General features: G+C 46.0%; 40 protein-coding genes. 36 read left to right on the plus strand and 4 right to left on the minus strand.

Annotation, left to right across the window (positions count from 1 at the left end; all coding sequences use genetic code 11):
- Positions 1–118: 118 nt before the first annotated feature.
- The 34 genes from rpsG (at position 119) to dsbD (ending at position 20,486) form a co-directional block, all read left to right on the plus strand.
- Positions 119–589 (plus strand): 30S ribosomal protein S7, encoded by a 471-nt coding sequence (gene rpsG, locus C2745_RS00285; RefSeq protein WP_015420229.1) that lies wholly within the window; start codon positions 119–121, stop codon positions 587–589.
- Between the two features lie 27 nt (positions 590–616).
- Positions 617–2,719 (plus strand): elongation factor G, encoded by a 2,103-nt coding sequence (gene fusA, locus C2745_RS00290; protein WP_215384397.1) that lies wholly within the window; start codon positions 617–619, stop codon positions 2,717–2,719.
- 50 nt (positions 2,720–2,769) lie between these two features.
- Entirely contained in the window at positions 2,770–3,960 is a 1,191-nt protein-coding gene (gene tuf, locus C2745_RS00295) for an elongation factor Tu (protein ID WP_128112926.1), read from the plus strand.
- Between the two features lie 116 nt (positions 3,961–4,076).
- Positions 4,077–4,388, plus strand: a complete 312-nt coding sequence (gene rpsJ, locus C2745_RS00300) for a 30S ribosomal protein S10 (RefSeq protein WP_011901899.1) — start codon at positions 4,077–4,079, stop codon at positions 4,386–4,388.
- A 197-nt stretch (positions 4,389–4,585) separates the two neighbouring features.
- Positions 4,586–5,242, plus strand: coding sequence for a 50S ribosomal protein L3 (rplC, locus tag C2745_RS00305; RefSeq protein WP_011901900.1), 657 nt, complete (start codon positions 4,586–4,588; stop codon positions 5,240–5,242).
- Positions 5,243–5,253: 11 nt separating this feature from the next.
- Positions 5,254–5,874, plus strand: coding sequence for a 50S ribosomal protein L4 (gene rplD, locus C2745_RS00310; RefSeq protein ID WP_011901901.1), 621 nt, complete (start codon positions 5,254–5,256; stop codon positions 5,872–5,874).
- Positions 5,871–6,185, plus strand: coding sequence for a 50S ribosomal protein L23 (gene rplW / locus C2745_RS00315; RefSeq protein ID WP_068947693.1), 315 nt, complete (start codon positions 5,871–5,873; stop codon positions 6,183–6,185). The genes rplD and rplW overlap by 4 nt, the downstream gene beginning before the upstream one ends.
- A 2-nt stretch (positions 6,186–6,187) precedes the next feature.
- The gene (rplB, locus tag C2745_RS00320; protein ID WP_215384398.1) at positions 6,188–7,018 is read left to right on the plus strand and encodes a 50S ribosomal protein L2; all 831 of its coding nucleotides are present in this window, start codon (positions 6,188–6,190) and stop codon (positions 7,016–7,018) included.
- 19 nt (positions 7,019–7,037) lie between these two features.
- On the plus strand, positions 7,038–7,316 hold the full coding sequence (gene rpsS / locus C2745_RS00325) for a 30S ribosomal protein S19 (RefSeq protein ID WP_046329379.1): 279 nt from the start codon (positions 7,038–7,040) through the stop codon (positions 7,314–7,316).
- Positions 7,317–7,323: 7 nt separating this feature from the next.
- Positions 7,324–7,656 carry a 50S ribosomal protein L22 gene (rplV, locus tag C2745_RS00330; protein WP_198929325.1) on the plus strand — a complete coding sequence of 111 codons (333 nt, stop codon included), beginning with the start codon at positions 7,324–7,326 and terminating at the stop codon, positions 7,654–7,656.
- Positions 7,657–7,664: 8 nt separating this feature from the next.
- On the plus strand, positions 7,665–8,492 hold the full coding sequence (gene rpsC / locus C2745_RS00335) for a 30S ribosomal protein S3 (RefSeq protein WP_072582068.1): 828 nt from the start codon (positions 7,665–7,667) through the stop codon (positions 8,490–8,492).
- A 2-nt stretch (positions 8,493–8,494) separates the two neighbouring features.
- A complete protein-coding gene (rplP, locus tag C2745_RS00340; protein ID WP_011901907.1) occupies positions 8,495–8,908 on the plus strand; it encodes a 50S ribosomal protein L16 in 414 nt (137 codons plus the stop codon).
- Positions 8,909–8,922: 14 nt separating this feature from the next.
- Positions 8,923–9,117 carry a 50S ribosomal protein L29 gene (rpmC, locus tag C2745_RS00345; protein ID WP_068320118.1) on the plus strand — a complete coding sequence of 65 codons (195 nt, stop codon included), beginning with the start codon at positions 8,923–8,925 and terminating at the stop codon, positions 9,115–9,117.
- Positions 9,118–9,129: 12 nt separating this feature from the next.
- On the plus strand, positions 9,130–9,399 hold the full coding sequence (rpsQ, locus tag C2745_RS00350) for a 30S ribosomal protein S17 (protein WP_011901909.1): 270 nt from the start codon (positions 9,130–9,132) through the stop codon (positions 9,397–9,399).
- A 183-nt stretch (positions 9,400–9,582) separates the two neighbouring features.
- Complete coding sequence (rplN, locus tag C2745_RS00355) at positions 9,583–9,951, plus strand: 50S ribosomal protein L14 (RefSeq protein WP_072582069.1); 369 nt, start codon at positions 9,583–9,585, stop codon at positions 9,949–9,951.
- Positions 9,952–9,960: 9 nt separating this feature from the next.
- Positions 9,961–10,269, plus strand: a complete 309-nt coding sequence (gene rplX, locus C2745_RS00360; protein ID WP_011901911.1) for a 50S ribosomal protein L24 — start codon at positions 9,961–9,963, stop codon at positions 10,267–10,269.
- A 16-nt stretch (positions 10,270–10,285) separates the two neighbouring features.
- Complete coding sequence (gene rplE / locus C2745_RS00365; RefSeq protein ID WP_046329383.1) at positions 10,286–10,828, plus strand: 50S ribosomal protein L5; 543 nt, start codon at positions 10,286–10,288, stop codon at positions 10,826–10,828.
- A gap of 9 nt (positions 10,829–10,837) precedes the next feature.
- Positions 10,838–11,143: a 30S ribosomal protein S14 gene (rpsN, locus tag C2745_RS00370; RefSeq protein WP_071464445.1), complete on the plus strand. Its 306-nt coding sequence runs from the start codon at positions 10,838–10,840 to the stop codon at positions 11,141–11,143.
- A gap of 24 nt (positions 11,144–11,167) precedes the next feature.
- Positions 11,168–11,563: a 30S ribosomal protein S8 gene (gene rpsH / locus C2745_RS00375; RefSeq protein WP_011901914.1), complete on the plus strand. Its 396-nt coding sequence runs from the start codon at positions 11,168–11,170 to the stop codon at positions 11,561–11,563.
- A 10-nt stretch (positions 11,564–11,573) separates the two neighbouring features.
- Entirely contained in the window at positions 11,574–12,107 is a 534-nt protein-coding gene (rplF, locus tag C2745_RS00380) for a 50S ribosomal protein L6 (RefSeq protein ID WP_068320122.1), read from the plus strand.
- Between the two features lie 13 nt (positions 12,108–12,120).
- Entirely contained in the window at positions 12,121–12,474 is a 354-nt protein-coding gene (rplR, locus tag C2745_RS00385; RefSeq protein ID WP_215360615.1) for a 50S ribosomal protein L18, read from the plus strand.
- A gap of 18 nt (positions 12,475–12,492) precedes the next feature.
- On the plus strand, positions 12,493–13,011 hold the full coding sequence (gene rpsE, locus C2745_RS00390; RefSeq protein ID WP_011901917.1) for a 30S ribosomal protein S5: 519 nt from the start codon (positions 12,493–12,495) through the stop codon (positions 13,009–13,011).
- A 24-nt stretch (positions 13,012–13,035) separates the two neighbouring features.
- The gene (rpmD, locus tag C2745_RS00395; protein WP_015420249.1) at positions 13,036–13,224 is read left to right on the plus strand and encodes a 50S ribosomal protein L30; all 189 of its coding nucleotides are present in this window, start codon (positions 13,036–13,038) and stop codon (positions 13,222–13,224) included.
- 27 nt (positions 13,225–13,251) lie between these two features.
- Entirely contained in the window at positions 13,252–13,692 is a 441-nt protein-coding gene (gene rplO, locus C2745_RS00400; protein WP_068320126.1) for a 50S ribosomal protein L15, read from the plus strand.
- 17 nt (positions 13,693–13,709) lie between these two features.
- Positions 13,710–15,047, plus strand: a complete 1,338-nt coding sequence (gene secY / locus C2745_RS00405; RefSeq protein WP_215384399.1) for a preprotein translocase subunit SecY — start codon at positions 13,710–13,712, stop codon at positions 15,045–15,047.
- 4 nt (positions 15,048–15,051) lie between these two features.
- Entirely contained in the window at positions 15,052–15,270 is a 219-nt protein-coding gene (gene infA / locus C2745_RS00410) for a translation initiation factor IF-1 (RefSeq protein ID WP_068320132.1), read from the plus strand.
- A 34-nt stretch (positions 15,271–15,304) separates the two neighbouring features.
- Positions 15,305–15,421, plus strand: coding sequence for a 50S ribosomal protein L36 (gene rpmJ, locus C2745_RS00415; protein WP_012357167.1), 117 nt, complete (start codon positions 15,305–15,307; stop codon positions 15,419–15,421).
- A 24-nt stretch (positions 15,422–15,445) separates the two neighbouring features.
- Entirely contained in the window at positions 15,446–15,811 is a 366-nt protein-coding gene (rpsM, locus tag C2745_RS00420) for a 30S ribosomal protein S13 (RefSeq protein ID WP_215305638.1), read from the plus strand.
- A gap of 18 nt (positions 15,812–15,829) precedes the next feature.
- Positions 15,830–16,237, plus strand: coding sequence for a 30S ribosomal protein S11 (gene rpsK / locus C2745_RS00425; RefSeq protein WP_015420254.1), 408 nt, complete (start codon positions 15,830–15,832; stop codon positions 16,235–16,237).
- Positions 16,238–16,353: 116 nt separating this feature from the next.
- Complete coding sequence (rpsD, locus tag C2745_RS00430) at positions 16,354–16,977, plus strand: 30S ribosomal protein S4 (protein WP_068320135.1); 624 nt, start codon at positions 16,354–16,356, stop codon at positions 16,975–16,977.
- Between the two features lie 23 nt (positions 16,978–17,000).
- On the plus strand, positions 17,001–17,981 hold the full coding sequence (gene rpoA / locus C2745_RS00435) for a DNA-directed RNA polymerase subunit alpha (protein ID WP_215321281.1): 981 nt from the start codon (positions 17,001–17,003) through the stop codon (positions 17,979–17,981).
- A gap of 16 nt (positions 17,982–17,997) precedes the next feature.
- Positions 17,998–18,393: a 50S ribosomal protein L17 gene (rplQ, locus tag C2745_RS00440; RefSeq protein ID WP_215384400.1), complete on the plus strand. Its 396-nt coding sequence runs from the start codon at positions 17,998–18,000 to the stop codon at positions 18,391–18,393.
- Between the two features lie 69 nt (positions 18,394–18,462).
- A complete protein-coding gene (gene cutA / locus C2745_RS00445; protein WP_215384401.1) occupies positions 18,463–18,813 on the plus strand; it encodes a divalent-cation tolerance protein CutA in 351 nt (116 codons plus the stop codon).
- Entirely contained in the window at positions 18,810–20,486 is a 1,677-nt protein-coding gene (gene dsbD, locus C2745_RS00450) for a protein-disulfide reductase DsbD (protein WP_215384402.1), read from the plus strand. The genes cutA and dsbD overlap by 4 nt, the downstream gene beginning before the upstream one ends.
- Before the next feature lie 12 nt (positions 20,487–20,498).
- On the opposite strand, the gene hemB is transcribed toward dsbD, so the two are convergent.
- Together hemB and yihA are read right to left on the minus strand one after the other, a co-directional pair.
- Positions 20,499–21,518, minus strand: coding sequence for a porphobilinogen synthase (gene hemB / locus C2745_RS00455; RefSeq protein WP_215384403.1), 1,020 nt, complete (start codon positions 21,516–21,518; stop codon positions 20,499–20,501).
- Positions 21,502–22,167 carry a ribosome biogenesis GTP-binding protein YihA/YsxC gene (yihA, locus tag C2745_RS00460; RefSeq protein WP_215384404.1) on the minus strand — a complete coding sequence of 222 codons (666 nt, stop codon included), beginning with the start codon at positions 22,165–22,167 and terminating at the stop codon, positions 21,502–21,504. The genes hemB and yihA overlap by 17 nt, the downstream gene beginning before the upstream one ends.
- A gap of 114 nt (positions 22,168–22,281) precedes the next feature.
- Between yihA and C2745_RS00465 the strand changes: the two genes are divergently transcribed.
- A complete protein-coding gene (locus tag C2745_RS00465; RefSeq protein WP_215384405.1) occupies positions 22,282–23,007 on the plus strand; it encodes a cytochrome c in 726 nt (241 codons plus the stop codon).
- 68 nt (positions 23,008–23,075) lie between these two features.
- On the opposite strand, the gene lysA is transcribed toward C2745_RS00465, so the two are convergent.
- A complete protein-coding gene (gene lysA, locus C2745_RS00470; RefSeq protein WP_215384406.1) occupies positions 23,076–24,374 on the minus strand; it encodes a diaminopimelate decarboxylase in 1,299 nt (432 codons plus the stop codon).
- Positions 24,371–24,565 carry a lipoprotein gene (locus C2745_RS09645; protein ID WP_251368335.1) on the minus strand — a complete coding sequence of 65 codons (195 nt, stop codon included), beginning with the start codon at positions 24,563–24,565 and terminating at the stop codon, positions 24,371–24,373. Before C2745_RS09645 ends, lysA begins: the two co-directional genes overlap by 4 nt.
- Positions 24,566–24,612: 47 nt before the next feature.
- Here C2745_RS09645 and cyaY point away from each other — a divergent pair, with 47 nt between their 5' ends.
- Positions 24,613–24,996 (plus strand): iron donor protein CyaY, encoded by a 384-nt coding sequence (gene cyaY / locus C2745_RS00475; RefSeq protein ID WP_215384407.1) that lies wholly within the window; start codon positions 24,613–24,615, stop codon positions 24,994–24,996.
- Position 24,997: the final 1 nt, after the last annotated feature.

Here is a 24,997-nt window from a genome sequence, read left to right on the forward strand (position 1 = left end):
TTTGTCAGACTTAAAAGACAAGTAAGTGGTTGTTCCGTCTAAGAATCTTCTTAGATAGTAGGGCAACCGGAGCGGATGATTCATGTGAATCATCCCTAACTGAACTGAAGGAGTAGTTATGCCACGTCGTCGTGAAGTTCCCAAACGGGAAATTTTGCCGGATCCAAAATTCGGTAATGTAGAAGTAGCTAAATTTATGAACGTCCTCATGTTGGACGGCAAGAAATCGGTTGCAGAGCGTATCGTTTACGGTGCCTTTGATCACATCGAGAAAAAAGCAAACAAAGAACCACTCGAAGTTTTCTCAACAGCTATGGGCAACGTTAAGCCAATGGTTGAAGTGAAGAGCCGTCGTGTTGGTGGTGCTAACTATCAGGTTCCTGTTGAAGTTCGCCCATCACGCCGTTCAGCTTTGGCAATGCGCTGGGTGCGCGAAGCCGCTAAAAAGCGCGGTGAGAAATCTATGGCTCAACGTTTGGCCAATGAATTATTAGAAGCTGCAGAAGGTCGCGGCGGAGCAATGAAGAAGCGTGAAGAAGTTCACCGTATGGCAGAAGCTAACAAAGCTTTCTCACATTTCCGCTTCTAATCAAATAGCAAAGAAAAGGCACCAACAGTGGCACGTAAAACCCCTATCGACAAATACCGCAATATCGGTATTTCTGCGCACATTGACGCAGGTAAAACAACAACTACAGAACGCGTTTTGTTCTACACCGGTGTTAATCACAAGATCGGTGAAGTACATGATGGCGCTGCAACCATGGACTGGATGGAGCAAGAGCAAGAGCGTGGTATCACAATTACTTCTGCTGCTACTACCACTTTCTGGAAGGGCATGGCTGGTAATTTCGCAGAGCACCGTATCAATATTATTGATACCCCAGGACACGTAGACTTCACTATTGAAGTTGAGCGTTCTATGCGTGTTTTGGATGGCGCTTGCATGGTTTACTGTGCGGTAGGTGGTGTACAGCCACAATCTGAAACTGTTTGGCGTCAAGCTAACAAGTATCAAGTTCCACGTTTAGCATTCGTAAACAAGATGGACCGTACTGGTGCGAACTTCTTCAAGGTCTACGACCAAATGAGAACTCGCCTTAAAGCGAATCCAATCTTGATCCAAATCCCAATCGGCGCTGAAGAAAACTTCAAAGGCGTTGTGGATTTGGTGAAGATGAAGGCGATCTATTGGGATGAGGCTTCACAAGGTACTAAATTTACCTATGAAGAGATCCCTGCTGAATTGCAAGCTTCTGCTGAAGAATGGCGCGAGAAGATGCTCGAAGCTGCTGCTGAAAGCTCAGAAGAGTTGATGGAAAAATATCTCGGCGGCGAAGGCTTGACCGAAGAAGAAATCAAAGCAGCATTGCGTCAACGCACTATCGCTAATGAAATTGTTCCAATGTTGTGCGGAACAGCGTTTAAGAACAAAGGCGTTCAGGCGATGTTGGATGCTGTTGTTGAATTGTTGCCATCCCCATTGGACGTTCCACCAGTTCCATGTGAATTGGAAGATGGAACACCTACAACACGTGAAGCATCTGACAGTGCTAAGTTCTCAGCATTGGCATTTAAGATCATGACTGACCCATTCGTTGGCCAGCTCATCTTCTTCCGTGTTTACTCAGGCGTAATGAAATCTGGCGACACAATCTACAACCCAATTAAGGGTAAGAAAGAACGTGTTGGTCGTTTGTTGCAGATGCATGCAAACGAACGTGAAGAAATTAAAGAAGTATTCGCTGGCGATATCGCTGCTGCGGTTGGTCTGAAAGACGCCACTACAGGCGAAACATTGTGTGATCCAGATAGCATCGTTATTTTGGAGCGCATGGTATTCCCAGAGCCAGTGATCTCTCAAGCTGTTGAGCCAAAGACTAAAGCTGACCAAGAAAAAATGGGCCTTGCTTTGAATCGCTTGGCACAAGAAGATCCTTCTTTCCGCGTGAAGACAGACGAAGAATCAGGCCAAACAATTATTTCCGGTATGGGCGAGCTCCACTTGGAAATTTTGGTTGACCGTATGAAGCGTGAATTCGGTGTTGAAGCAACTGTTGGTAAGCCACAAGTTGCCTACCGTGAAACGATTCGTAAGGTTTGCGAAGAGATCGAAGGTAAATTCGTTAAGCAGTCTGGTGGTCGTGGTCAATACGGTCACGTGGTATTGAAGTTAGAGCCACAAGCCCCAGGTAAAGGTTTTGAATTCGTTGACGCAATTAAGGGCGGTGTAGTTCCACGTGAATACATCCCTGCAGTTGAAAAAGGCATTATCGAAACATTGAACTCCGGTATTTTGGCTGGCTATCCAGTTGTAGATATCAAAGCAACATTGTTCTTCGGTTCATACCATGACGTTGACTCCAATGAAAACGCATTTAAGATGGCGGGTTCTATGGCGTTCAAAGACGGTATGCGCAAAGCATCCCCAGTGTTGCTTGAGCCGATGATGGCTGTTGAAGTTGAAACACCAGAAGATTTCATGGGTAACGTAATGGGTGACCTTTCATCCCGTCGCGGTATTTTGCAAGGTATGGATGACATTCCAGGCGGCGGCAAGATCGTACGCGCTGAAGTGCCATTGGCAGAGATGTTTGGTTACTCAACTGGCTTGCGCTCGTTGACCCAAGGTCGCGCTACCTACACCATGGAATTTAAGCATTATTCCGAAGCACCTAAGAACGTTGCTGAAGCAGTCATGGCTGCTAAAGCGAAGTAATTTATCCACATTAATTTTGAATATTGACTAGCTAAAGAAGGCAGACAAAAATGGCAAAAGAAAAATTCGAGCGGACAAAACCGCACGTAAACGTAGGCACCATCGGTCACGTTGACCACGGTAAAACCACATTGACAGCAGCAATCGCAACCGTGCTTTCTAAAGCATTCGGTGGCGAAGCAAAAGCATACGATCAGATCGATGCTGCTCCTGAAGAAAAAGCACGTGGTATTACGATTAACACAGCACACGTTGAGTACGAGACAGCTAACCGTCACTACGCTCACGTTGACTGCCCAGGACATGCTGACTACGTTAAGAACATGATTACTGGTGCTGCTCAGATGGACGGCGCAATCTTAGTTTGCTCTGCTGCTGACGGCCCAATGCCACAAACTCGTGAGCACATCCTCTTGGCACGCCAAGTTGGTGTTCCTTACATCGTAGTTTTCCTCAACAAGTGCGACATGGTTGATGACGCTGAATTGCTCGAGTTAGTTGAAATGGAAGTTCGTGAGCTTCTATCTAAGTACAACTTCCCTGGCGATGACACACCAATCATCCAAGGTTCTGCTAAGTTAGCCCTTGAAGGCGACGAAGGCAAATTGGGTAAAGAAGCCATCATGAAATTGGCTGAAGCACTCGATACATATATCCCAACTCCAGAGCGTGCTGTTGACGGCGCGTTCTTGATGCCAGTAGAAGACGTGTTCTCTATCTCCGGTCGCGGTACTGTTGTAACAGGCCGTATCGAGCGCGGTATCGTTAAGGTTGGTGAAGAGATCGAAATCATCGGTATCAAACCAACACTCAAGACAACTTGTACTGGTGTTGAAATGTTCCGCAAATTGCTCGACCAAGGTCAAGCAGGCGATAACGTTGGTATCTTGTTACGCGGTACAAAACGTGAAGAAGTTGAGCGCGGCCAAGTATTGGCTAAGCCAGGTTCAATCACCCCACATACTCACTTTACAGCCGAGGTTTACATCTTGGGTAAAGATGAAGGTGGCCGTCATACTCCATTCTTTAACAACTATCGTCCACAGTTCTACTTCCGTACAACGGACGTAACTGGTTCAATCGAGTTGCCAAAAGACAAAGAAATGGTTATGCCTGGTGATAACGTAACTATTACCGTAAAACTCATCGCTCCTATCGCGATGGAAGAAGGTTTACGTTTTGCGATCCGTGAAGGTGGCCGTACTGTTGGCGCCGGCGTGGTTGCAAAGATTTTGGCTTAAGTTTTACTAGTAATAAATATTTAGCGGTTTGCTAACCGGTGACATCAGTGCTGCTGATGTCACCGAGCTCTTTAGATGTATAACGTGGCAGCACCACAACGCTCTTTGGAATTAATATGCAAAACCAAAAAATTCGTATTCGCCTTAAAGCATTTGACTATCGCTTGATTGACCAGTCTGCAGCTGAAATCGTTGATACAGCTAAACGCACTGGTGCAGTTGTTAAGGGTCCAGTACCTTTGCCAACTCGTATCGAGCGTTTTGATATCTTGCGTTCACCACACGTGAACAAGACATCGCGTGATCAGTTAGAGATCCGTACCCATCTCCGTTTGATGGATATCGTTGATCCTACAGAGAAAACTGTAGATGCTTTGATGAAATTAGACCTCCCAGCTGGTGTGGACGTCGAAATTAAGTTGCAGTAATTTGTTGTTTCCGGTCTTTTTGCTTGTCAAGATTGGGTTTTCGGGATAGAATCTAAGGCTTCGCTCATTTATTTGGGCGAAAATCTTAGTTTTATCAGCACTAAAAACGTTGTAAGTTATTGATTTAGAAGTACTTTTACTTGTAAATCACTTAAATTAATTTTGCCGACCAATCGAAGTCGGCGTGGAGCATGAATATGAGCTTAGGCTTAATCGGCCGCAAGGTCGGCATGACCCGTCTATTTACGGACGAAGGGGATTCAATCCCTGTAACCGTAATTGACGTGAGCGACAACAGAATCGCTCAAATCAAGACCCAGGCAACTGATGGCTATGATGCTATCCAGTTGGCACATGGCACACGTAGAGCTACTCGCGTTACCAAAGCAATGGCTGGTCACTTCGCCAAAGCTGGTGTGATGGCTGGTAATGGCCTCAACGAATTCCAATTAGACGCAGCGAAAATCGCAGAAATGACACCAGGACAAGTAATTCCTGCTGACACTGCATTTACTGCTGGTCAAAAAGTGGACGTACAAGGCGTGTCTATCGGTAAGGGCTACGCAGGTACCATCAAGCGTTATCACTTCGCTTCTGGTCGTGCATCCCACGGTAACTCACGTTCACATAACGTACCAGGCTCAATCGGTATGGCGCAAGATCCAGGTCGTGTTTTCCCTGGTAAGCGTATGACCGGTCACTTGGGTGACGTTACACGTACAGTTCAAAATTTAGTCATCGCACGCATTGATGCAGAACGTAATCTCATCATGGTTAAAGGCGCTATTCCAGGTGCCCCAGGCGGTAAAGTTATTGTTACTCCAGCGGTTAAGACACCGTTGAAGAAGAAATAAGGAGAGCGAATATGGAACTTAAGCTTCTCCAGGACAACGGTACTTTAGGTGCAGGCGTACAAGCTTCACCAGAAGTATTCGAACGTGAATATAACGAAGCATTGGTACACCAAGTTGTAGTGGCTTACCAAGCAAATGCACGTAGCGGTAATCGTGCGCAAAAAGACCGTGAGCAAGTTAAGCACACAACCAAGAAACCTTGGCGTCAAAAAGGTACTGGTCGTGCACGTGCTGGTATGAGCTCTTCCCCGCTGTGGCGCGGAGGCGGTCGTATATTCCCAAATTCTCCAGAAGAGAATTTCAGCCAAAAAGTAAACAAGAAAATGTACCGCGCTGGTATGAGATCAATTTTGTCTCAGTTAGCTCGCGAAGGTCGTTTGAATGTTGTTGATCAATTTTCTCTTGATGCTCCAAAGACTAAAGTTTTAGCTGACAAAGTTAAAGCAATGGGCTTGGATTCAGTGTTGATTATTGTTGATCAAGTTAGCGAGAATTTGTACTTGGCATCACGCAACTTGCATAAGGTTGCTGTATGTGAGCCACAGCATGCAGATCCATTAGCTTTAGTTCAATACAAAAAAGTATTGGTAAGCAAAGCTGCGATCGCAAAAATTGAGGAGTTGCTGAAATGAGCCAAGTCCGTAAAAACGATCACAACCTGATGAAGGTTCTGCTTGGACCGGTGATCTCTGAAAAAGCCACAATGGTTGCAGAGAAAAACGAACAAGTAGTTTTCCAAGTAGCTCGCGACGCAAACAAGAGCGATGTAAAACAAGCAGTTGAATTGCTCTTTAAAGTGCAAGTTGACTCAGTTCAAATCGTGAATCAAAAAGGTAAGCCTAAGCGCTATGGCCGTTTTGAAGGTCGTCGTGACCACACTAAGAAGGCCTATGTGAATTTGAAGCCAGGTCAAGAAATTAACTTTGAAGCGGAGGCGAATTAATCATGCCTTTGATGAAGACAAAACCGACCTCACCAGGTCGTCGTTCAATGGTCAAGGTGGTAAATCCTGACCTGCATAAAGGTAAACCTTTTGCAGCGTTGGTAGAGCCACAATTCCAAAAAGCAGGCCGTAACAATAATGGCCACATCACTACCCGTCATAAGGGTGGTGGTCATAAGCATCACTATCGTGTTGTTGATTTCAAACGCAACGACAAAGACGGTATTCCAGCAAAGGTTGAACGCTTGGAATACGATCCAAACCGCAGCGCAAATATTGCACTGATTTTGTTTGCTGATGGTGAGCGTCGCTATATTCCTGCTGCTAAAGGCATGACAGTTGGCCAGGCAATCATGAGTGGTGCAGAAGCGCCAATCAAGTCTGGTAATAACTTGCCAATTCGCAATATTCCAGTTGGTAGCACTATTCACTGTGTAGAAATCATGCCAGGCAAAGGTGCACAAGTTGCACGTTCAGCCGGTGGTTCAGCAGTATTGTTAGCTCGTGAAGGCGTATACGCTCAAGTGCGTTTGCGCTCCGGTGAAGTTCGCCGTGTTCTGATTGAGTGCCGCGCCACTATTGGTGAAGTTGGTAACGAAGAGCATAGCTTGCGTCAAATTGGTAAAGCAGGTGCAAATCGCTGGCGTGGTATTCGCCCAACCGTTCGCGGTGTGGCAATGAACCCAGTAGATCACCCACACGGTGGTGGTGAAGGTAGAACTGGCGAAGGCCGCGTACCTGTATCTCCATGGGGCACTCCAACCAAAGGTTATCGCACACGTCGCAATAAGCGTACAACTTCGATGATCGTTCAACGTCGTCAAAAACGTTAAGCGATAAGGATAAATAGATATGACACGTTCAGCTAAAAAAGGCCCATTTTGCGAAGCCAGCTTAGTAAATAAAGTTGAAGTCGCACAAGCCAATAAAGACAAAAAACCGATTAAAACTTGGTCACGCCGTTCAACAATCCTCCCAGACTTTATTGGTCTGACGATTGCTGTGCATAACGGTCGTCAACACGTTCCGGTATATGTATCAGAAAACATGGTGGGTCATAAGTTAGGCGAATTTGCCTTGACCCGTACTTTCAAAGGTCACGCTGCTGACAAGAAAGTAACGAAGAAGTAAGGGGATGATGATGGAAGTTAAAGCTATTCACAAGGGCGCCCGCATTTCTGCGCAAAAGACACGTTTGGTCGCAGACCAAATTCGTGGTTTGCCGATTGCCCGCGCATTAAACATTTTGAACTTCAGCCCCAAAAAAGCTGCCTTCATTGTGAAAAAAGTTGTTGAGTCCGCAGTGGCCAACGCTGAACACAATAAAGGTGCTGATATTGATGAGCTTAAGGTTTCAGCAATTATTGTTGATAAAGGCACTTCATTGAAGCGCTTTACCGCACGCGCTAAGGGTCGTGGCAATCAAATTGAAAAACAAACTTGTCACATTAGCGTGACCTTGAGTAACTAAGGAAATATATGGGCCAAAAGATAAACCCAACCGGATTCCGACTCGCGGTAACGAAGAATTGGACATCACGTTGGTATGCAAACAATACTGACTTCGCAAAGATGTTGAAAGAGGACGTTGACGTTCGCATCTATCTGAAGAAGAAGTTGAAGAATGCATCCGTTAGTAAAGTTGTGATTGAGCGTCCTGCAAAGAATGCCCGTATCACTATCTATAGCTCACGTCCAGGCGTTGTAATCGGTAAAAAAGGCGAAGACATTGAAGTTCTCCGCCGCGAATTACAAAAGCGTATGGGCGTTCCAGTTCACGTGAACATCGAAGAAATTCGTAAGCCTGAAGTTGACGCGCAATTGATCGCCGACTCTATTACTCAACAGTTAGAGAAGCGCATTATGTTCCGTCGTGCGATGAAGCGCGCAATGCAAAATGCAATGCGTCTTGGCGCACAAGGTATCAAGATCATGTCATCCGGTCGTTTGAACGGTGCTGAAATTGCACGTCGCGAATGGTACCGTGAAGGTCGCGTTCCACTTCATACATTGAAGGCTGATATTGATTACGCAACATCAGAAGCGGAAACAACATACGGCATCATCGGTGTAAAAGTTTGGGTATACAAAGGCGACACATTGGGTCGTGGTGCAGAAGCTCAAGTAGCCGCTCCATCCGCTGAACCAGCTGCCGAAGAAAAGAAAACTCGTCGTGCTCCAAGCAAGACAGCTGCTCGTAAACCAGCTGCTGGCACAGACAAGCCATTAGTTGCTGCTAAACCAGCAGTAAAGCGTGTGCGTAAGGTTGAAACACCAGCCGCAGATACGCAGAAGTCAGGAGAGTAAGCATGCTACAACCAAAGCGTCGCAAGTATCGTAAGGAACAAAAAGGCCGTAACACTGGCGTGGCAACACGCGGTAGTTCTGTAGCCTTTGGTGACTTTGGATTGAAGGCCGTTGGCCGTGGTCGTTTGACTGCTCGTCAAATTGAGTCAGCACGTCGTGCAATGACTCGTCACATTAAACGTGGTGGCCGTATTTGGATTCGCATTTTCCCAGATAAGCCAATTTCACAAAAACCTGCTGAAGTACGTATGGGTAACGGTAAAGGTAACCCAGAGTACTACGTAGCTGAAATTCAACCAGGCAAAGTGCTCTACGAGATGGACGGTGTTGATGAGCAATTGGCGCGCGAAGCTTTCAAGCTTGCTGCTGCTAAGTTGCCTTTACAGACCACTTTCGTGATTCGCCACTTAGGTTGATCGGGATAGAGATTATGAAAAATACAGAATTAGCTTCAAAAGATCTGAATGCATTGAATGCAGAGTTAACCGAGTTGCTTAAGACCGGTTTCAAGCTCCGTATGCAAAAAGGCACTCAGCAACTCACAAATACCAGCCAATTGGGTAAAAATAAGCGCGACATCGCTCGTGTGAAGACTTTTATCGCCCAAAAGACTGCACAGAAATAAGGAAAAAGGGATATGACAGAATTATCTAAACCCTTGCGCCGCACCCTTGTGGGCCGCGTTGTTAGCGACAAAATGCAAAAAACTGTGACGGTGTTGGTTGAGCGTCAAGTTAAGCATCCAGTGATTGGTAAGTACGTTGGCCAGTCCAAAAAGTACCACGCTCATGACGAAGCTGGCACATACAAGATGGGTGATACCGTTGAAATTGCTGAATCTAAGCCAATTTCACGTACTAAATCTTGGGTTGTGACCCGTTTAGTTGAAGCTTCAAAGGGTATTTAAAGAAATATTGGGGATTTTGGCGAAGTTTCTTCCCAAATCCCTGTTTTACGTAGTAGAATAGAAGGCTTCTCTGGTTTTATTGGAGAAGCAGTGTTTTTCATTAATTCCGGGTTTTAGCTTTCGTTAAAACCCATAGACGGAACCAAGACTGTTTGCCTTTGGCCAATAAGTTGGGGATTAGAAATGATACAAACCGAAAGTAGATTACAGGTTGCCGATAACACAGGCGCCAGTGAAGTGTTGTGCATCAAGGTATTGGGCGGCTCTAAGCGTCGTTACGCCAGTATCGGTGATGTCATCAAAGTCAGCGTTAAGTCTGCTGCTCCACGTGGCCGTGTAAAAAAAGGTGACATTTATAACGCCGTAGTAGTGAGAACTGCTAAGGGTGTTCGCCGTCCAGATGGTTCATTGATTAAGTTCGATGGCAACGCTGCGGTATTGCTCAACGCTAAGTTAGAGCCAATTGGCACACGTATCTTTGGACCAGTGACGCGCGAGTTGCGTACTGAAAAGTTCATGAAGATCGTTTCTCTCGCCCCCGAAGTTATTTAAGAGGCTGATATGAAAAAGATTCGTAAAGGTGATTCCGTAGTTCTGTTGACTGGCCGCGATAAGGGCAAGCAAGGAACTGTTACAGCCGTTCTCGAGAACAAACTAGTGATCGAAGGCGTAAATATTTATAAAAAGAGCGTTAAGCCAAATCCAGCAGCCGGTGTTACTGGCGGCATGATTGACAAGACGATGCCTGTTCACATTTCTAATGTGGCTGTGGTTGACGGTAACGGCAAACCATCACGTGTTGGTATCAAACTCGTGGACGGTAAAAAGCAACGTTTCCTCAAAACCACTGGCGCAACTTTAAGCGCATAAGGGGCACGGAGAAATTATGAGCACACGTTTTCAAGAGCACTATCAAGCTAAAGTTGTTGCAGATTTGATCGCCAAGTTTGGTTACAAGTCTGTAATGGAAGTTCCACGTATCACTAAGGTAACCCTGAACATGGGCTTAGGCGATGCAGTGAACGACAAGAAGATTATCGAAAATGCAGTTGGTGATTTAACTAAAGTTGCCGGCCAAAAGCCTGTTGTAACTAAAGCTAAAAAAGCGATTGCAGGATTCAAAATTCGTCAAGGCTACCCAATCGGTGCCATGGTGACATTGCGTGGTGCACGCATGTACGAATTCTTGGATCGTTTCGTTACTGTTGCATTGCCACGCGTACGCGACTTCCGCGGTATCTCTGGTAAAGCATTTGACGGCCGTGGTAACTACAACATCGGCGTTAAAGAACAGATCATTTTCCCTGAAATCGAATACGACAAGATTGATGCCCTCCGTGGTCTCAATATCAGTATTACGACGACTGCTAAAACCGACGAAGAAGCAAAAGCTTTGTTGGCAGCATTCAAATTCCCTTTCCGCAATTAAGAGGCTAACGTGGCAAAACTATCCCTGATTGAGCGCGAGAATAAGCGCGCAAAAACTGTAGAGAAGTACGCTGCCAAGCGTGCTGAACTCAAAGCGATCATTGCTGATCAATCACGCAGCGATGAAGAGCGCTATGAAGCTCGCTTGAAACTACAGGCACTTCCACGTAACGCAAGCCCGATTCGTCAAAGAAATCGTTGTTCATTAACCGGTCGCCCACGTGGCACATTCCGTAAGTTCGGTTTGGCTCGTAGCAAGATTCGTGAAATCGCCTTCCGTGGCGAAATCCCCGGTTTAACCAAGGCCAGCTGGTAAGCGGCGAAAGAATTAGGAGAACTCATGAGTATCAGCGATCCAATCGCCGACATGTTGACAAGGATCCGCAATGCGCAAGCAGTGCAGAAACCCGTAGTCTTGATGCCGTCGTCAAAAGTTAAAGTAGCCATCGCAAAAGTTTTGCAAGATGAAGGCTATATCGAAAGTTTCGAAATCAAAGGTGAAGCAGCTAAGCCAGTGCTCCACATTGATCTCAAATACTATGCAGGCCGTCCTGTTATTGAGCGTATTGACCGTGTATCTACACCAAGTCTGCGTATCTATAAAGGCCGTCATGACATTCCAGAAGTAATGAATGGCTTGGGCATTGCAATTATTTCAACCCCTCAAGGCGTAATGACAGACCGTAAAGCACGTGCAACAGGCGTGGGCGGCGAAGTTATTTGCTACGTAGCTTAAGGAGCGAAATATGTCCCGCGTAGGTAAATCACCAATTACAGTTCCTAAGGGCGCTGAAATCAGCATCAACGGTGCAAACATTACTGTTAAAGGTCCATTGGGCACTTTGACACATAACTTGCATCCTTCTGTTGGTTTGAAACAAGAAGATGGCGTATTGACAGTTGTTTTAAATAACGACTCACCAGAAGCTGGTGCTCAGTCAGGTACAGCCCGCGCCTTGGTTAACAACATGGTTGTTGGCGTAACTACTGGCTTTGAGCGCAAGCTCAGCTTGGTAGGCGTTGGTTACCGTGCTGCTGCTCAAGGCGAAACATTGAAATTGCAGTTGGGTTTCTCACACGACATTATTTACAACCTGCCAAAGGGTGTAAAGGCTGAGACTCCAACTCAAACTGAAATCATTATCAAAGGTTCCAACAAGCAGCAAGTTGGCCAGGTCGCAGCTGAAGTTCGCGCATACCGTTCACCAGAGCCATACAAAGGCAAGGGTGTTCGCTACGTGGATGAGGTTGTGCATCTGAAAGAAACTAAGAAGAAGTAAGCGAGATTAGAAAATGAATAAAGACGAATCCAGACAAAGACGTGCTAGGCAGACTCGTATTCGCATTGCCGAAGCATTGGCAAATCGCTTAACAGTTATCCGTAGCAACACACATATTTCTGCTCAGGTTTATAGCCCATGCGGAACCAAAGTTGTGGCAGCTGCTTCAACAATGGAAAAAGATTTGCGCCAAGCGATCAAAAACGGCGGCAACGCTGAAGCTGCAAAACAAATCGGCAAGTTAGTTGCTGAGCGTGCTGTTAAGGCAGGCGTTGTTGATGTTGCTTTTGATCGTTCCGGTCATCGTTACCACGGCCGTATCAAGGCCTTAGCTGAAGCTGCGCGTGAAGCCGGCCTGAAGTTCTAATAGGGTTTAGGAAAAAACATGGCAAAAATGCAAACTAAGATGCAAAACGAAGAGCGTGATGATGGTCTTCGCGAGAAGATGATCGCTGTTAATCGTGTAACTAAAGTGGTTAAGGGTGGTCGTATTCTCGGCTTCGCTGCACTCACTGTAGTTGGCGATGGCGACGGCCGCATCGGCATGGGTAAAGGCAAGTCAAAAGAAGTTCCAGTTGCTGTTCAAAAGGCAATGGACGAAGCTCGTCGCAAGATGATCAAGGTTACTTTGCGTAAAGGTACTTTGCAGCACACTGTTACTGGTCAGCATGGCGCGTCACGCGTTTTGATTTCTCCAGCTAAAGACGGTACTGGAATTATTGCCGGCGGCCCAATGCGCGCGATTTTCGACGTAATGGGTGTAACAAACGTGGTTGCTAAGTCACTTGGCTCTACAAACCCATACAACTTGGTTCGTGCAACGATTGATGGTTTGAGCAAGATGAGTACTCCTGCTGAGATTGCTGCTAAGCGCGGCAAGTCAGTTGAAGAGATTCTCGGCTAAGACCAAAAGATTAGGAATCTATAAATGACAACATCTAACTCCAAAGTCAAACTGCAATTAGTACGCAGCTTGATCGGCACACGCGAAAGCCATCGTGCAACTGTACGTGGCTTAGGCCTTGGTCGTATCAATTCAGTTTCTGAATTGGAAGACACTCCAGCTGTTCGCGGCATGATTAATAAAGTTTCTTATCTAGTTAAAGTCATTGGCTAATAACTAGCAAGTAAATAGGCGAAGAATATGCAACTCAATACAATCAAACCAGCAGAAGGCTCCAAGAAAAACCGTCGTCGCGTAGGTCGCGGCATTGGTTCTGGTCTTGGCAAAACTGCAGGTCGTGGTCACAAAGGTCAAAAATCCCGTTCAGGTGGTTTCCACAAGGTCGGGTTTGAAGGCGGTCAGATGCCTATGTACCGTCGTTTGCCAAAGCGTGGTTTCGTGTCTTTGACACGTCGTCATGTTGGTCAAATCACTTTGAATGACTTAGCAAAAATCAACTTGCCAGAAGTAGACTTATTGGTATTGAAAGCACACGGCTTTGCTGGTGAGCAAATCAATGCAGTAAAAGTAATCAAAACTGGCGAACTCAAAATTGCTGTAACCCTCAAGGGCATCACAGCAACTGCCGGCGCTAAAGCAGCTATCGAAGCAGCTGGCGGCAAATTGGTTGAATTGGCTTAATAGGTCTTTTTAGAAAAATGGCATTAGCACCTACCAATAACGCAAGCACTTCAACAGCAGGAGGCAAGTTTGGCGAATTACGCCATCGCTTGATTTTCCTGGTGTTGGCTTTGCTCGTGTTCCGTTTGGGTGCGCATATTCCAGTTCCTGGAATTGATCCAGACCAATTGGCACAGTTATTTGCAGGACAAAAAGACGGCATCTTGGGAATGTTCAATCTGTTCTCAGGCGGTGCATTATCGCGCTTTACAGTCTTTGCCCTGGGAATCATGCCCTATATCTCTGCATCGATCATCATGCAATTGATGACCATTGTTGTTCCATCATTGGAGTCTTTGAAAAAAGAAGGTCAGGCTGGTCAACGCAAGATTACGCAGTACACCCGTTATGGCACTGTATTCTTGGCAACCTTCCAAGCATTAGGTATTTCTGTTGCTTTGCAGGCTCAACCAGGTTTGGTTGTAAACCCGGGCTTGATGTTTGAATTAAATACCGTAGTGACTTTAGTTACTGGCACGATGTTCTTAATGTGGCTCGGCGAGCAAATTACTGAACGCGGCTTAGGTAACGGCATTTCCATCATTATTTTCGGCGGCATTGTTTCTGGCTTGCCAAATGCATTAGCTAGCTTGTTAGAGTTGGTTCGTACCGGCTCTATGAATATTATTTCTGCATTGCTGATCGTAGTAATTTGCGTGGCAGTAACTTATTTTGTGGTGTTTGTTGAGCGCGGTCAGCGCCGCATCTTGGTTAACTACGCTAAGCGTCAGGTTGGGAACAAGATTTACGGTGGCCAGTCTTCTTACTTCCCATTGAAGTTAAATATGGCTGGTGTTATCCCCCCAATTTTTGCTTCTTCAATCATTTTGTTTCCTGCAACGATTGCTGGCTGGTTTACTTCAGGTGAGCCAACCAATATGTTCAGCAGAATTATTAAAGATTTAGCGGCAACTTTGGCCCCTGGTCAGCCCGTGTACACAATTTTGTATGCAGCAGCGATTATTTTCTTCTGTTTCTTCTATACCGCACTGGTATTTAACAGCCGCGACACTGCTGAGAATTTAAAGAAGAGCGGTGCTTTTGTTCCAGGCATTCGTCCTGGCGATCAAACAGCGCGTTACATCGACAAGATCTTGGTGCGTTTGACTTTGGCTGGTGCAATTTATATGGTTCTGGTTTGCTTGTTGCCAGAATTCTTGGTGTTGAAGTACAACGTGCCGTTTTATTTCGGCGGTACTTCATTGTTGATTATTGTTGTTGTTGCAATGGATTTCATGGCTCAAGTTCAGTCATTTGTCATGCAACAGCAGTACGGCTCTTTGATGAAAAAAGCCAACTTTAAGATGGGCGCTTAACTGAATGTCTAAAGACGATGTAATTCAGATGGCGGGAGAAGTTGTAGAGAATTTGCCGAACGCGATGTTTCGCGTGAAGCTGGAAAACGGACATGTGGTTCTAGGGCACATTTCCGGAAAGATGCGGATGCATTACATCCGTATTTTGCCGGGAGATAAGGTGACGGTGGAGATGACTCCTTACGACCTGACGCGCGCCAGAATCATTTTCCGTGCGAAGTAAAGATTAAGTAGTACCTATTTTTAAGAGGTGAGTTATGAAAGTTTTAGCATCCGTTAAGTGTATTTGCAGAAATTGCAAGATCATTAAGCGCAAACGCGTTGTGCGCGTGATCTGTTCTTCAGACGCACGTCATAAGCAGCGTCAAGGCTGATCTGGTTAATTAAGAGGAAATCTCATGGCACGTATCGCTGGGGTAAATATCCCAAATCATCAACATACTGTTATCGGTTTAACAGCAATTTTTGGCATTGGCACAACTCGTGCTCGCAAAATTTGTGAAACCACAGGTGTTGCTATCGACAAAAAAGTTAAAGACCTTACTGACGGTGACTTGGAAAAGTTGCGTGATGAAGTAGGTAAGTTCATCACTGAAGGTGACCTTCGTCGTGAAGTAACTATGAACATCAAGCGTTTGATGGACTTAGGTTGCTATCGCGGTGTTCGTCATCGTAAGGGCCTGCCTGTACGTGGTCAACGTACAAAGACTAACGCGCGTACCCGTAAGGGCCCACGTAAGTCTGGCGTGCAACTGAAGAAATAATCAAGAAAGTTTATTGACATGGCAAAACAACAATCCGCTTCCGCCGCTTCACAGCGCGCTCGTAAGAAGGTTAAAAAGAACGTTGCTGACGGTATTGCACACGTTCACGCTTCTTTTAATAACACCATCATTACGATCACTGATCGTCAAGGAAATGCTCTTTCATGGGCAACTTCTGGCGGACAGGGCTTCAAAGGCTCACGTAAATCAACACCTTTTGCTGCTCAGGTAGCTGCAGAAGTTGCTGGTAAGACAGCCATTGAATGCGGTATCAAGAACTTGGAAGTTCAGATCAAAGGCCCAGGCCCAGGTCGTGAATCAGCTGTTCGCGCATTGAACTCATTGGGCATCAAGATCACTGAGATTCAAGACGTAACTCCAGTTCCACATAATGGTTGCCGTCCTCCTAAGCGTCGTCGTATCTAAGCTAGGAAGTTGGCAGTACAAGTTTTAGTAGTTTTTTATTAAAGCCCACTGTTCGCCTGATTTAAAGGGCGAACTCACCGCCGGTCGTAAGACTGCGGCAAAGAAAGGAAAGCATCGTGGCACGTTACTTAGGGCCTAAGGCCAAATTAGCACGTCGGGAAGGTACCGACTTATTTTTAAAGAGCGCACGTCGCGCCCTGTCAGACAAGTGCAAGTTAGATACTAAGCCTGGTCAACATGGCCGTACATCTGGCTCAAGAACATCTGATTACGGTAATCAATTGCGTGAAAAGCAAAAGGTTAAGCGTATCTATGGCGTATTAGAGCGTCAATTCCGTCGTTACTTCGCAGAAGCTGAGCGTCGTAAGGGCAACACTGGTGAAACATTGCTCCAGTTGCTTGAGTCACGTTTAGATAACGTGGTTTATCGCATGGGCTTTGGTTCAACTCGCGCTGAAGCACGTCAGTTGGTTTCCCACTGCGCAATTTTGCTCAATGGCAACCCTGTGAATATTCCATCAATTCAGGTTAAACCTGGTGATGTAGTTGCTATTCGTGAAAAAGCGAAGAAGCAAGCGCGTATTACAGAATCACTCAATTTAGTTGGACAAATGGCAGCTGTTACTTGGGTTTCAGTAGACGCAGCTAAGCTCGAGGGAACATTTAAGCAAGTGCCTGACCGTGAAGATATTAGCGGTGAAATTAATGAAAGTTTGATCGTCGAATTGTATTCACGCTAATTAGGCACTCTCAAGGAAAAAATATGCAAACAAATTTGCTCAAGCCAAAGATTATTTCTGTTGAAGCGCTTACCGCCAACCAAGCTAAGGTTGTTATGGAGCCGTTCGAGCGTGGCTATGGCCACACACTCGGAAATGCATTACGTCGTGTACTTTTGTCCTCGATGGTTGGTTATGCGCCAACTGAAGTAGCTATTGCTGGTGTTGTTCATGAGTACTCCACATTGGATGGAGTTCAAGAGGACGTAGTAAACCTCTTGTTGAACCTCAAAGGTATCGTATTTAAGTTGCAGTCACGTGACGAAGTTACTATCAATTTGCGTAAAGAAGGTCCAGGCGTTGTTACTGCAAAAGATATCGATTTGCCACATGATGTAGAAATCATGAACCCTGATCACGTGATCGCTCACTTGTCAGCTGGTGGCAAGTTGGACATGCAGATCAAGGTTGAAAAAGGCCGTGGTTATGTGCCAGGTAACGTACGTCAGTACAGCGACGAAGCTACTAAGATTATTGGCCGTATCGTGTTGGATGCGTCATTCAGCCCGGTAAGCCGTGTTAGTTATGCTGTTGAGTCTGCTCGTGTTGAGCAACGTACCGACCTCGATCGTTTAGTAATGACGATCGAAACTAACGGTGTGTTGTCTCCTGAAGAGGCGATTCGTCAAGCAGCTAGCATCTTGGTTGATCAATTAGTTGTATTCGCAGCCCTCGAAAGCAGCGAAGTTTCTGGTGATTTAGCACCAAGCCGCTCATCAATGGTTGATCCAATGTTGATGCGTCCGGTTGATGATCTCGAGCTCACAGTTCGCTCTGCAAACTGCTTGAAGGCTGAGAACATTTACTACATCGGTGACTTGATTCAACGTACAGAGAATGAATTGTTGAAGACGCCTAATCTAGGTCGCAAATCTTTGAATGAAATCAAAGATGTTTTGGCGGCTCGTGGCTTAAGTCTTGGCATGAAACTCGAAAGCTGGCCTCCAGCTAACCTCGAGAAATAATTAGAAAGGAAGCATCATGCGTCACGGAAACGGCTTACGCAAACTTAACAGAACATCATCACATCGCTTAGCGATGCTGCGCAATATGTCCAATTCACTCTTGGAGCACGAAGTTATTAAAACAACTTTGCCAAAAGCTAAAGAATTGCGCATGGTTGTTGAGCCTTTGATTACCTTGGGTAAAAAAGATAACTTGGCAAACCGTCGCTTGGCATTCAATCGCACTCGTGATCGCGATATCGTAACCAAGCTCTTTACAGAACTCGGCCCACGTTACGCAACACGTCCAGGCGGCTACCTTCGCATTTTGAAGTTTGGCTTCCGTCATGGTGATAATGCACCTATGGCTTTGGTTGAGTTGGTTGATCGCCCAGAAGTTGAAGAAACAGCAGCAGTAGCTGAAGAGGCTTAAGTCTCCCAGTTACACTAAAAAGCCAGGCTTCGGTCTGGCTTTTTTCATTTATCGGTTTATAAATACAGAATGTCTGAAAACCTCCCAGTCAACCCCAGCAAGCTTTTGGTGGTGCTAACCAGTCTTCCTAATATGGAGGCCGCCAAGGGCTTGGCAAGGTCCTTGGTGGAGGAGAATTTAGCCGCTTGTGTGCAAATTACTGAAGGAGCTCACTCAATTTATCGTTGGGAGGGCAAGGTTTGCGAAGAATGCGAAGTATTGCTTTGCGCGAAGACAGCTAAAGCAAAGTGGCTTGAGATCTCCACCTTTATTAAAAATACACATCCATACGATCTTCCAGAGATATTGGCCTTTTCTCCTGAGCAATATGAAGAGCAGTACGGCAAGTGGGTAGAGTCTGAGGTAAATTCGAAGTCATGAAATTACATTCTTCCCTCGTGAGAATTTTTGCGCTCCTGTTGTTTTTCTCTGCACAAGTATTTGCCGCACAGGACTTCTTGTCTCCAGAAAAGGCCTTTCGAGTTGAAGCTAGTTGGCTGGAAAATTCCAACCAAGTCGAGCTGGAGTTTCTGCCTGCAAAGGGCTATTACATCTACCAAGAATCTTTAAAGTTTCAAGTGGGTACACAGGCTGCGAAGCTAGATAATATAAGGCCCACATTGCCAAAGGGCGTAGAAAAGTTTGATGATACTTTTCAGAAAAAACTGCAGGTATACAAAGATCCGTTCTTAGTTTTTTTAGAGATCAAGTCGGTGGCTGGACAGCCCGTTCATTTGGAGGCCACTCTTCAGGGATGCGCTGAAGCAGGTATTTGCTATCCACCCATGACCCTTAAATTTTTACTTGCTGGACCTGGTGTGAAAGCAGCACCAATTCCGGATGTATTAGATGGCGTTCCCTCGTCTAGCGTGAAGGCGAATGACCAATTTAGCTTGGCAGATTTATGGCGTGAGCGCGATGACGTTAATGCTATTGGCCGATTCTTAGAGAGCACATCCACAGGATATTTATTCTTAGCATTTTTTGTTTTGGGTTTGGCTTTAGCTTTTACGCCTTGCGTGCTTCCAATGCTGCCTATACTTTCAAGCGTTATCTTCGGCACCCAGGGTGGTAAAGCTGTATCCAAGAGCCGTGCTAGCGTCTTAGCGCTGGCTTATGTGCTGGGCATGGCTTTGGTATATGCCTTAGCTGGCATGCTGATGGCGGCTCTAGGGGGTAGCGTGCAGCGCGCCTTACAAAGCCCTTTTGCGCTGGCAATATTCGCCTTATTGCTCTTAGCGCTTTCAGGAAGTTTGTTTGGTCTCTACGACTTACGTTTACCGCAATCCTGGCACCAGCAGATTGATAATTTGGCTGGTCGACAAAAGGGCGGCAGTGCAGTAGGCGCTTTTGCGTTGGGGGGCATCTCTACTTTAGTGGCTAGCCCATGCATTACTGCTCCGTTGGCCGGTGTGTTGGCGTTTATTGCGCAAACAGGCTCTATGAGCCTGGGCGCTGGATTGCTCTTCGTAATGGCCTTGGGAATGGGATTGCCATTGCTATTTATTGCAGTTGAAGCCCGTATTTTGATACCGTCTACCGGGATTTGGATGGTGTGGTTGCAACGTACCCTAGGTGTTTTATTGGTAGCGACAGCAGCTTGGATTGCATCTCCCTTGCTGCAAAAAAGTGACACTGCTAGCACTATACAAACAGTGAATGGCCAGAGAATTCATCAGGTCGGAGAACTTTCATTTGTGGTTATTCAGTCTCCAGCAGAGCTTGATGCGCAATTAAGCAAAGCTCGAGCAGAAAAGAAATTTGTCCTCTTAGATTTCTATGCTGACTGGTGTATCAGCTGCAAAGAGATGGAAGTGAATACTTTTGCAAATCCAGAGGTTAGCAAGGAGCTAAAGCAGTTTGTTTTATTGCAGGCAGATGTAACTGCAAATAGCCCTGAGAACCAAGCATTACTTAAGCGCTTTGGTTTATTTGGCCCGCCAGGTATTTTGATCTTTAATCAAAATTCAGAAGAGCAAAAAGAGCAACGCGTTATTGGTTATATGCCGCCACAGCGCTTTATTGAGCGCTTAAGAAATATATTGAAAAATTAAAGCGGCTAAAAATTATTTAGTCGCTTTAATTAAACGTGCAGCTTCTAGCGCAAAGTAAGTAAGAACGCCGTCAGCGCCCGCACGTTTAAATGCAAGTAATGATTCCATCATGACGGCATCGTGATCTAGCCAACCATTTTGTGCGGCCGCCTTAAGCATGGCGTATTCCCCGCTCACTTGGTAGGCATATGTCGGGTAATTAAATTCTTCTCTTACGCGACGCACGATGTCCAGGTAAGGCATGCCAGGCTTGACCATCACCATATCAGCACCTTCGCTAATATCGAGCGCAACCTCCCGCAAAGCCTCGTCGCCATTGGCACAATCCATTTGATAGGTTTTTTTATCGGCCTTGCCAAGATTCTTTGCAGAGCCTACGGCATCTCTAAATGGGCCGTAAAAAGCAGAGGCGTACTTTGCTGAATAAGCCATGATGCGTGTATGAATCAATTGCTTTTGTTCAAGTGCTTCACGAATTTTTCCAATACGACCATCCATCATGTCTGATGGTGCAACGATATCGACACCGGCCTCAGCTTGAGTGACTGCTTGCTTTACCAAGATTGCAGTGGTCTCATCATTTAGGATTCTGCCTTGCTCATCGAGTACGCCATCTTGACCATGGCTTGTGTAAGGATCAAGTGCTACATCAGTCATGATGCCTAAATTAGGGAAGCGTGTTTTAAGTTCGCGAACAGCAGTCGGAATGAGGCCATTTGGATTAAAGGCTTCCTTGCCATCAGGTGTTTTTAGGGTGCTATCGATTACTGGAAATAATGCGAGGACTGGAATACCTAGGTCAACACACTCTTGCGCAACAGAAAAGAGTAGATCCAAAGAAACGCGATAGACACCAGGCATTGAAGCAACAGCTTCAGACTTACCTTGGCCTTCAAGTAAAAATACTGGGTAAATCAGGTCACTTGCGCAGACACTATTTTCTTGCATGAGACGACGTGACCAATCATCGCGGCGCATCCGGCGCGGACGATGCCCTGGAAAGTTAAGCAATGATTTAGCTGGTGATCTCATCTTCTTTAGTCTCTGCTTCAAATAACCATTTAATGACAATATTGTCGGCCTCTTCAAGACCAATACGTTTGGTGCTCGAAAATAATTGTGCCGTAAGTTGTGTGGACTCGCCATTACCATCGGGTAGGGCTGGGTCATATTGCTGCAATTGCTTGCGCACTGCCTCCAGCGCATGTTTGCATTCGCTTTTGTTGAGTTTGTCGCATTTGCTGAGCAAAACGTGGATTGGTTTGCCGGTGGGTACAAACCACTCAATCATTTGCTCGTCCAGGTCGGTGATACCGCGCCTAGAATCCACAATCAGGATCATGCCTACCAACTGCTCTCGCTCTTGGAGATAGTCGCTTAGAAGCGCATTCCAGTGGTATTTGGTCTCATGATTGACGGCTGCATAGCCATATCCTGGTAGGTCGACTAAGTAGCCCAATAAGTCATCTTTTGCAAAAATCCCAAAATAGTTGATATGTTGGGTGCGCCCAGGCGTTTTACTGGCAAAAGCGAGCCTTTTTTGGTTGCAAAGGACGTTCAGAGCGCTAGATTTGCCCGCATTTGAGCGGCCAGCAAAGGCTACCTCGCGCAGGGGAGTGGCAGGCAGGCAATGGGTGTCATTGACTGTGGTGGCGAATCGGGCTTGAAAGAGTTTAGACATGTCCAGAAGCTATTGTAAAATCACGCAAAATCATGAAATATCTCATGGTGTTGGGTAAAAGGTTGTAAATGCAGGGCCCAAACACTTTTAGGAATTTTTGCCAAGGTAAACATAATGCGTCAAACCTCTCAAATCTCCAAATTAACTAGCTTGCGTGCTGGTTTTGCGGCCGTCTCTATTTTCGCTCTGATCGGCGTTTCAGGTGCAGTTTTTGCTGCCGATGCCGCTCCAATGGCTCCTGCTGCAGAAGCCAAGGCTGCTGTGCCAGGTAAACCAAAGGTTGACCCGGCTGCTGGTGAGGCGCTCTATTCCAATGGCGATGCGTCACGTGGCGTTACTGCCTGTCTTACTTGCCATGGCCCAAAGGGTCAAAGTGCAACAGGTACTTGGCCTAAGTTATCTGCTCAGCATGCGGCTTACACAACCAAGCAATTGAAAAATTTCAAAGATGGCAGTCGCGCAAATCCTGTGATGATGGGTATGGCAGCAACTTTGACAGAGCAAGATATGCAGAACATTGCAGCATTCCTATCTAAGCAACCAATCTCACAAGGCGTTGCTCAAAACAAAGCATCGATTGAGTTGGGGCAGAGTATCTACCGTGGCGGTATTGCTGCTAAAGGCGTTCCAGCTTGTGCTGCATGTCATAGCCCAACTGGCGCTGGCATCCCTGCTCAGTACCCACTCTTAGGCGGTCAATGGGCTGAATATACAAATACACAACTGCTCGCGTTCCGTGAAGGCATTCGTAAAAATAGTAGCCAAATGACTACTATTGCTACCAAGCTTTCTGATCAAGAAATGAAAGCAGTTTCTGATTACATCGCTGGTTTACATTAATTAGCGCAAGACTTGAAACAAAAAACCCCGCTGAGTTAGCGGGGTTTTTTGTTTCTCATGATTTGCTGTTAATTCGGCAGCACCGTTTCACTTGCAAATAAGTCGGCTGTTTTTTCACGAGCACGAATAACGTAAGCATTCTTTCCATCAACCATAATTTCTGCAGGTTTAGGGCGCGTGTTGTAGTTAGAGGCCATGACAAAACCATAAGCACCGGCAGATAAGATGGCGAGTAAATCACCTTCTTCTACTGCAAGGTGGCGATCTCTACCCAGCCAGTCACCGGATTCGCAAACAGGACCAACAACATCATAGGCCACGCTCTTTGCCGGTTTAGTTTGTACGGGAACGATGCCGTGATGAGCTTCATAGAGGGCGGGCCGCATCAACTCAGTCATTGCTGCATCAACAATACAAAAGTTTTTCTCAACACCTGGCTTTAGGTATTCCACAGTAGTTAGCAATACACCAGCATTACCTACTAGTGATCTGCCGGGCTCCAAAACGATATCGAGATGTCCAAAACCACGCTCAGTCACATGGTTCAACAGCGTGTTCGTGAACTCAGTAATATCCGGCGGAGTTTCATCGCTGTAAGAGATTCCAAGGCCACCACCCAGATCCAGATGATGAATCACAATGCCTTCGCGTTTGAGATGTTCCACTAGATCCAACACTTTATCTAAGGCATCTAAATAGGGTGCGGTGGTTGTGATTTGAGAGCCGATATGGCAATCGATACCAACAACATCAATTTGAGAAAGTTGCGAAGCCTCGCGATAGGTTTTTAAAACTTCGTGATAGGCAATACCAAACTTATTACCCTTTAATCCGGTAGAAATATAAGGATGTGTTTGTGCATCGACATCTGGATTCACGCGTAAAGAAATCGGCGCACGGCAGTTCATTTCTGTCGCTACGCGATTAATCTGGTGAAGCTCGGCAATTGACTCCACGTTAATGCATTTGACGCCGGCTTTTAGTGCGGCCGCAATTTCTGAGGCGGATTTGCCAACGCCAGCAAATACCAGGCTTTTTGGGTCGGCGCCAATTGCTAATGCGCGGGCTAGTTCGCCACCGCTGACCAAATCAAATCCTGCACCAAGTTTTTTAAAGCAATCAATTACCGCTAAATTGCTATTGGCTTTCATGGCGTAATGCACTCGGGCACGACGCTTTCCTTTGCCGTCTACGCAGGCCTTATCGTAGGCTTGATAAGCTTCAGTCAACGCCTTCTTGCTGTAGATGTAGAGCGGTGTACCAAATTCTTTTGCTAAATCGGCCAATGGAATTTCTTCGGCATACCAGTTGCCATCACGCTCTGTAAATCCAGATAACTTAGGGAGTGGAATTGCTTTCATTGTCATTGCTTGGTCGATGTCGAATTGCTTGGGCTGGCAGAGGTTTGAGGTGGGTAAAGCTTGCCCTTAGGTTCTGGCTCGGTAGGAGCAGGAGGAACTGGTGGCACATTTGGCAAATATAGCTGACCCCTAACCCCACATCCAGCAAGGGCTATTAGAAGGCTAATACCGAGGGCTCTATTAAGAATCGCTATCATGAATGTCTCTAAAACGAATGATTGAATATAGCATGCAGGACTCGACTATGAATCCAAATAATTCAGGCGTAGAAGCCATTGATGACAAGCAGTTTTATCAGCTGGGAAGCAATTTATTGCATTCTATTGAGGTGGCATTAGAGGCTGCTGATGATGCGCTTGATCTTGATTTAGACGTAGAGCGTCAAGGCGGCAATGTCATCAATATTCGCTTCAGGGATAAAAGTGTCATCGTAGTGAACACTCAGCCCCCTTTGCATGAAATTTGGGTGGCTGCCAAATCAGGTGGTTATCACTATCGCTGGGCTGGAACGATGGCACAGCCCTTGTGGCTAGATACCAAGACTGGGAAAGAGCTTTTGAGTGACCTGACTGAATTTGCAAGTGCGCAAGCAGGTCAGGCAGTCAAGATCGGCCTTATAAAAGGCTAGC

The organism is Polynucleobacter sp. AP-Kolm-20A-A1 (genome assembly GCF_018688315.1).
GTDB lineage: Bacteria > Pseudomonadota > Gammaproteobacteria > Burkholderiales > Burkholderiaceae > Polynucleobacter.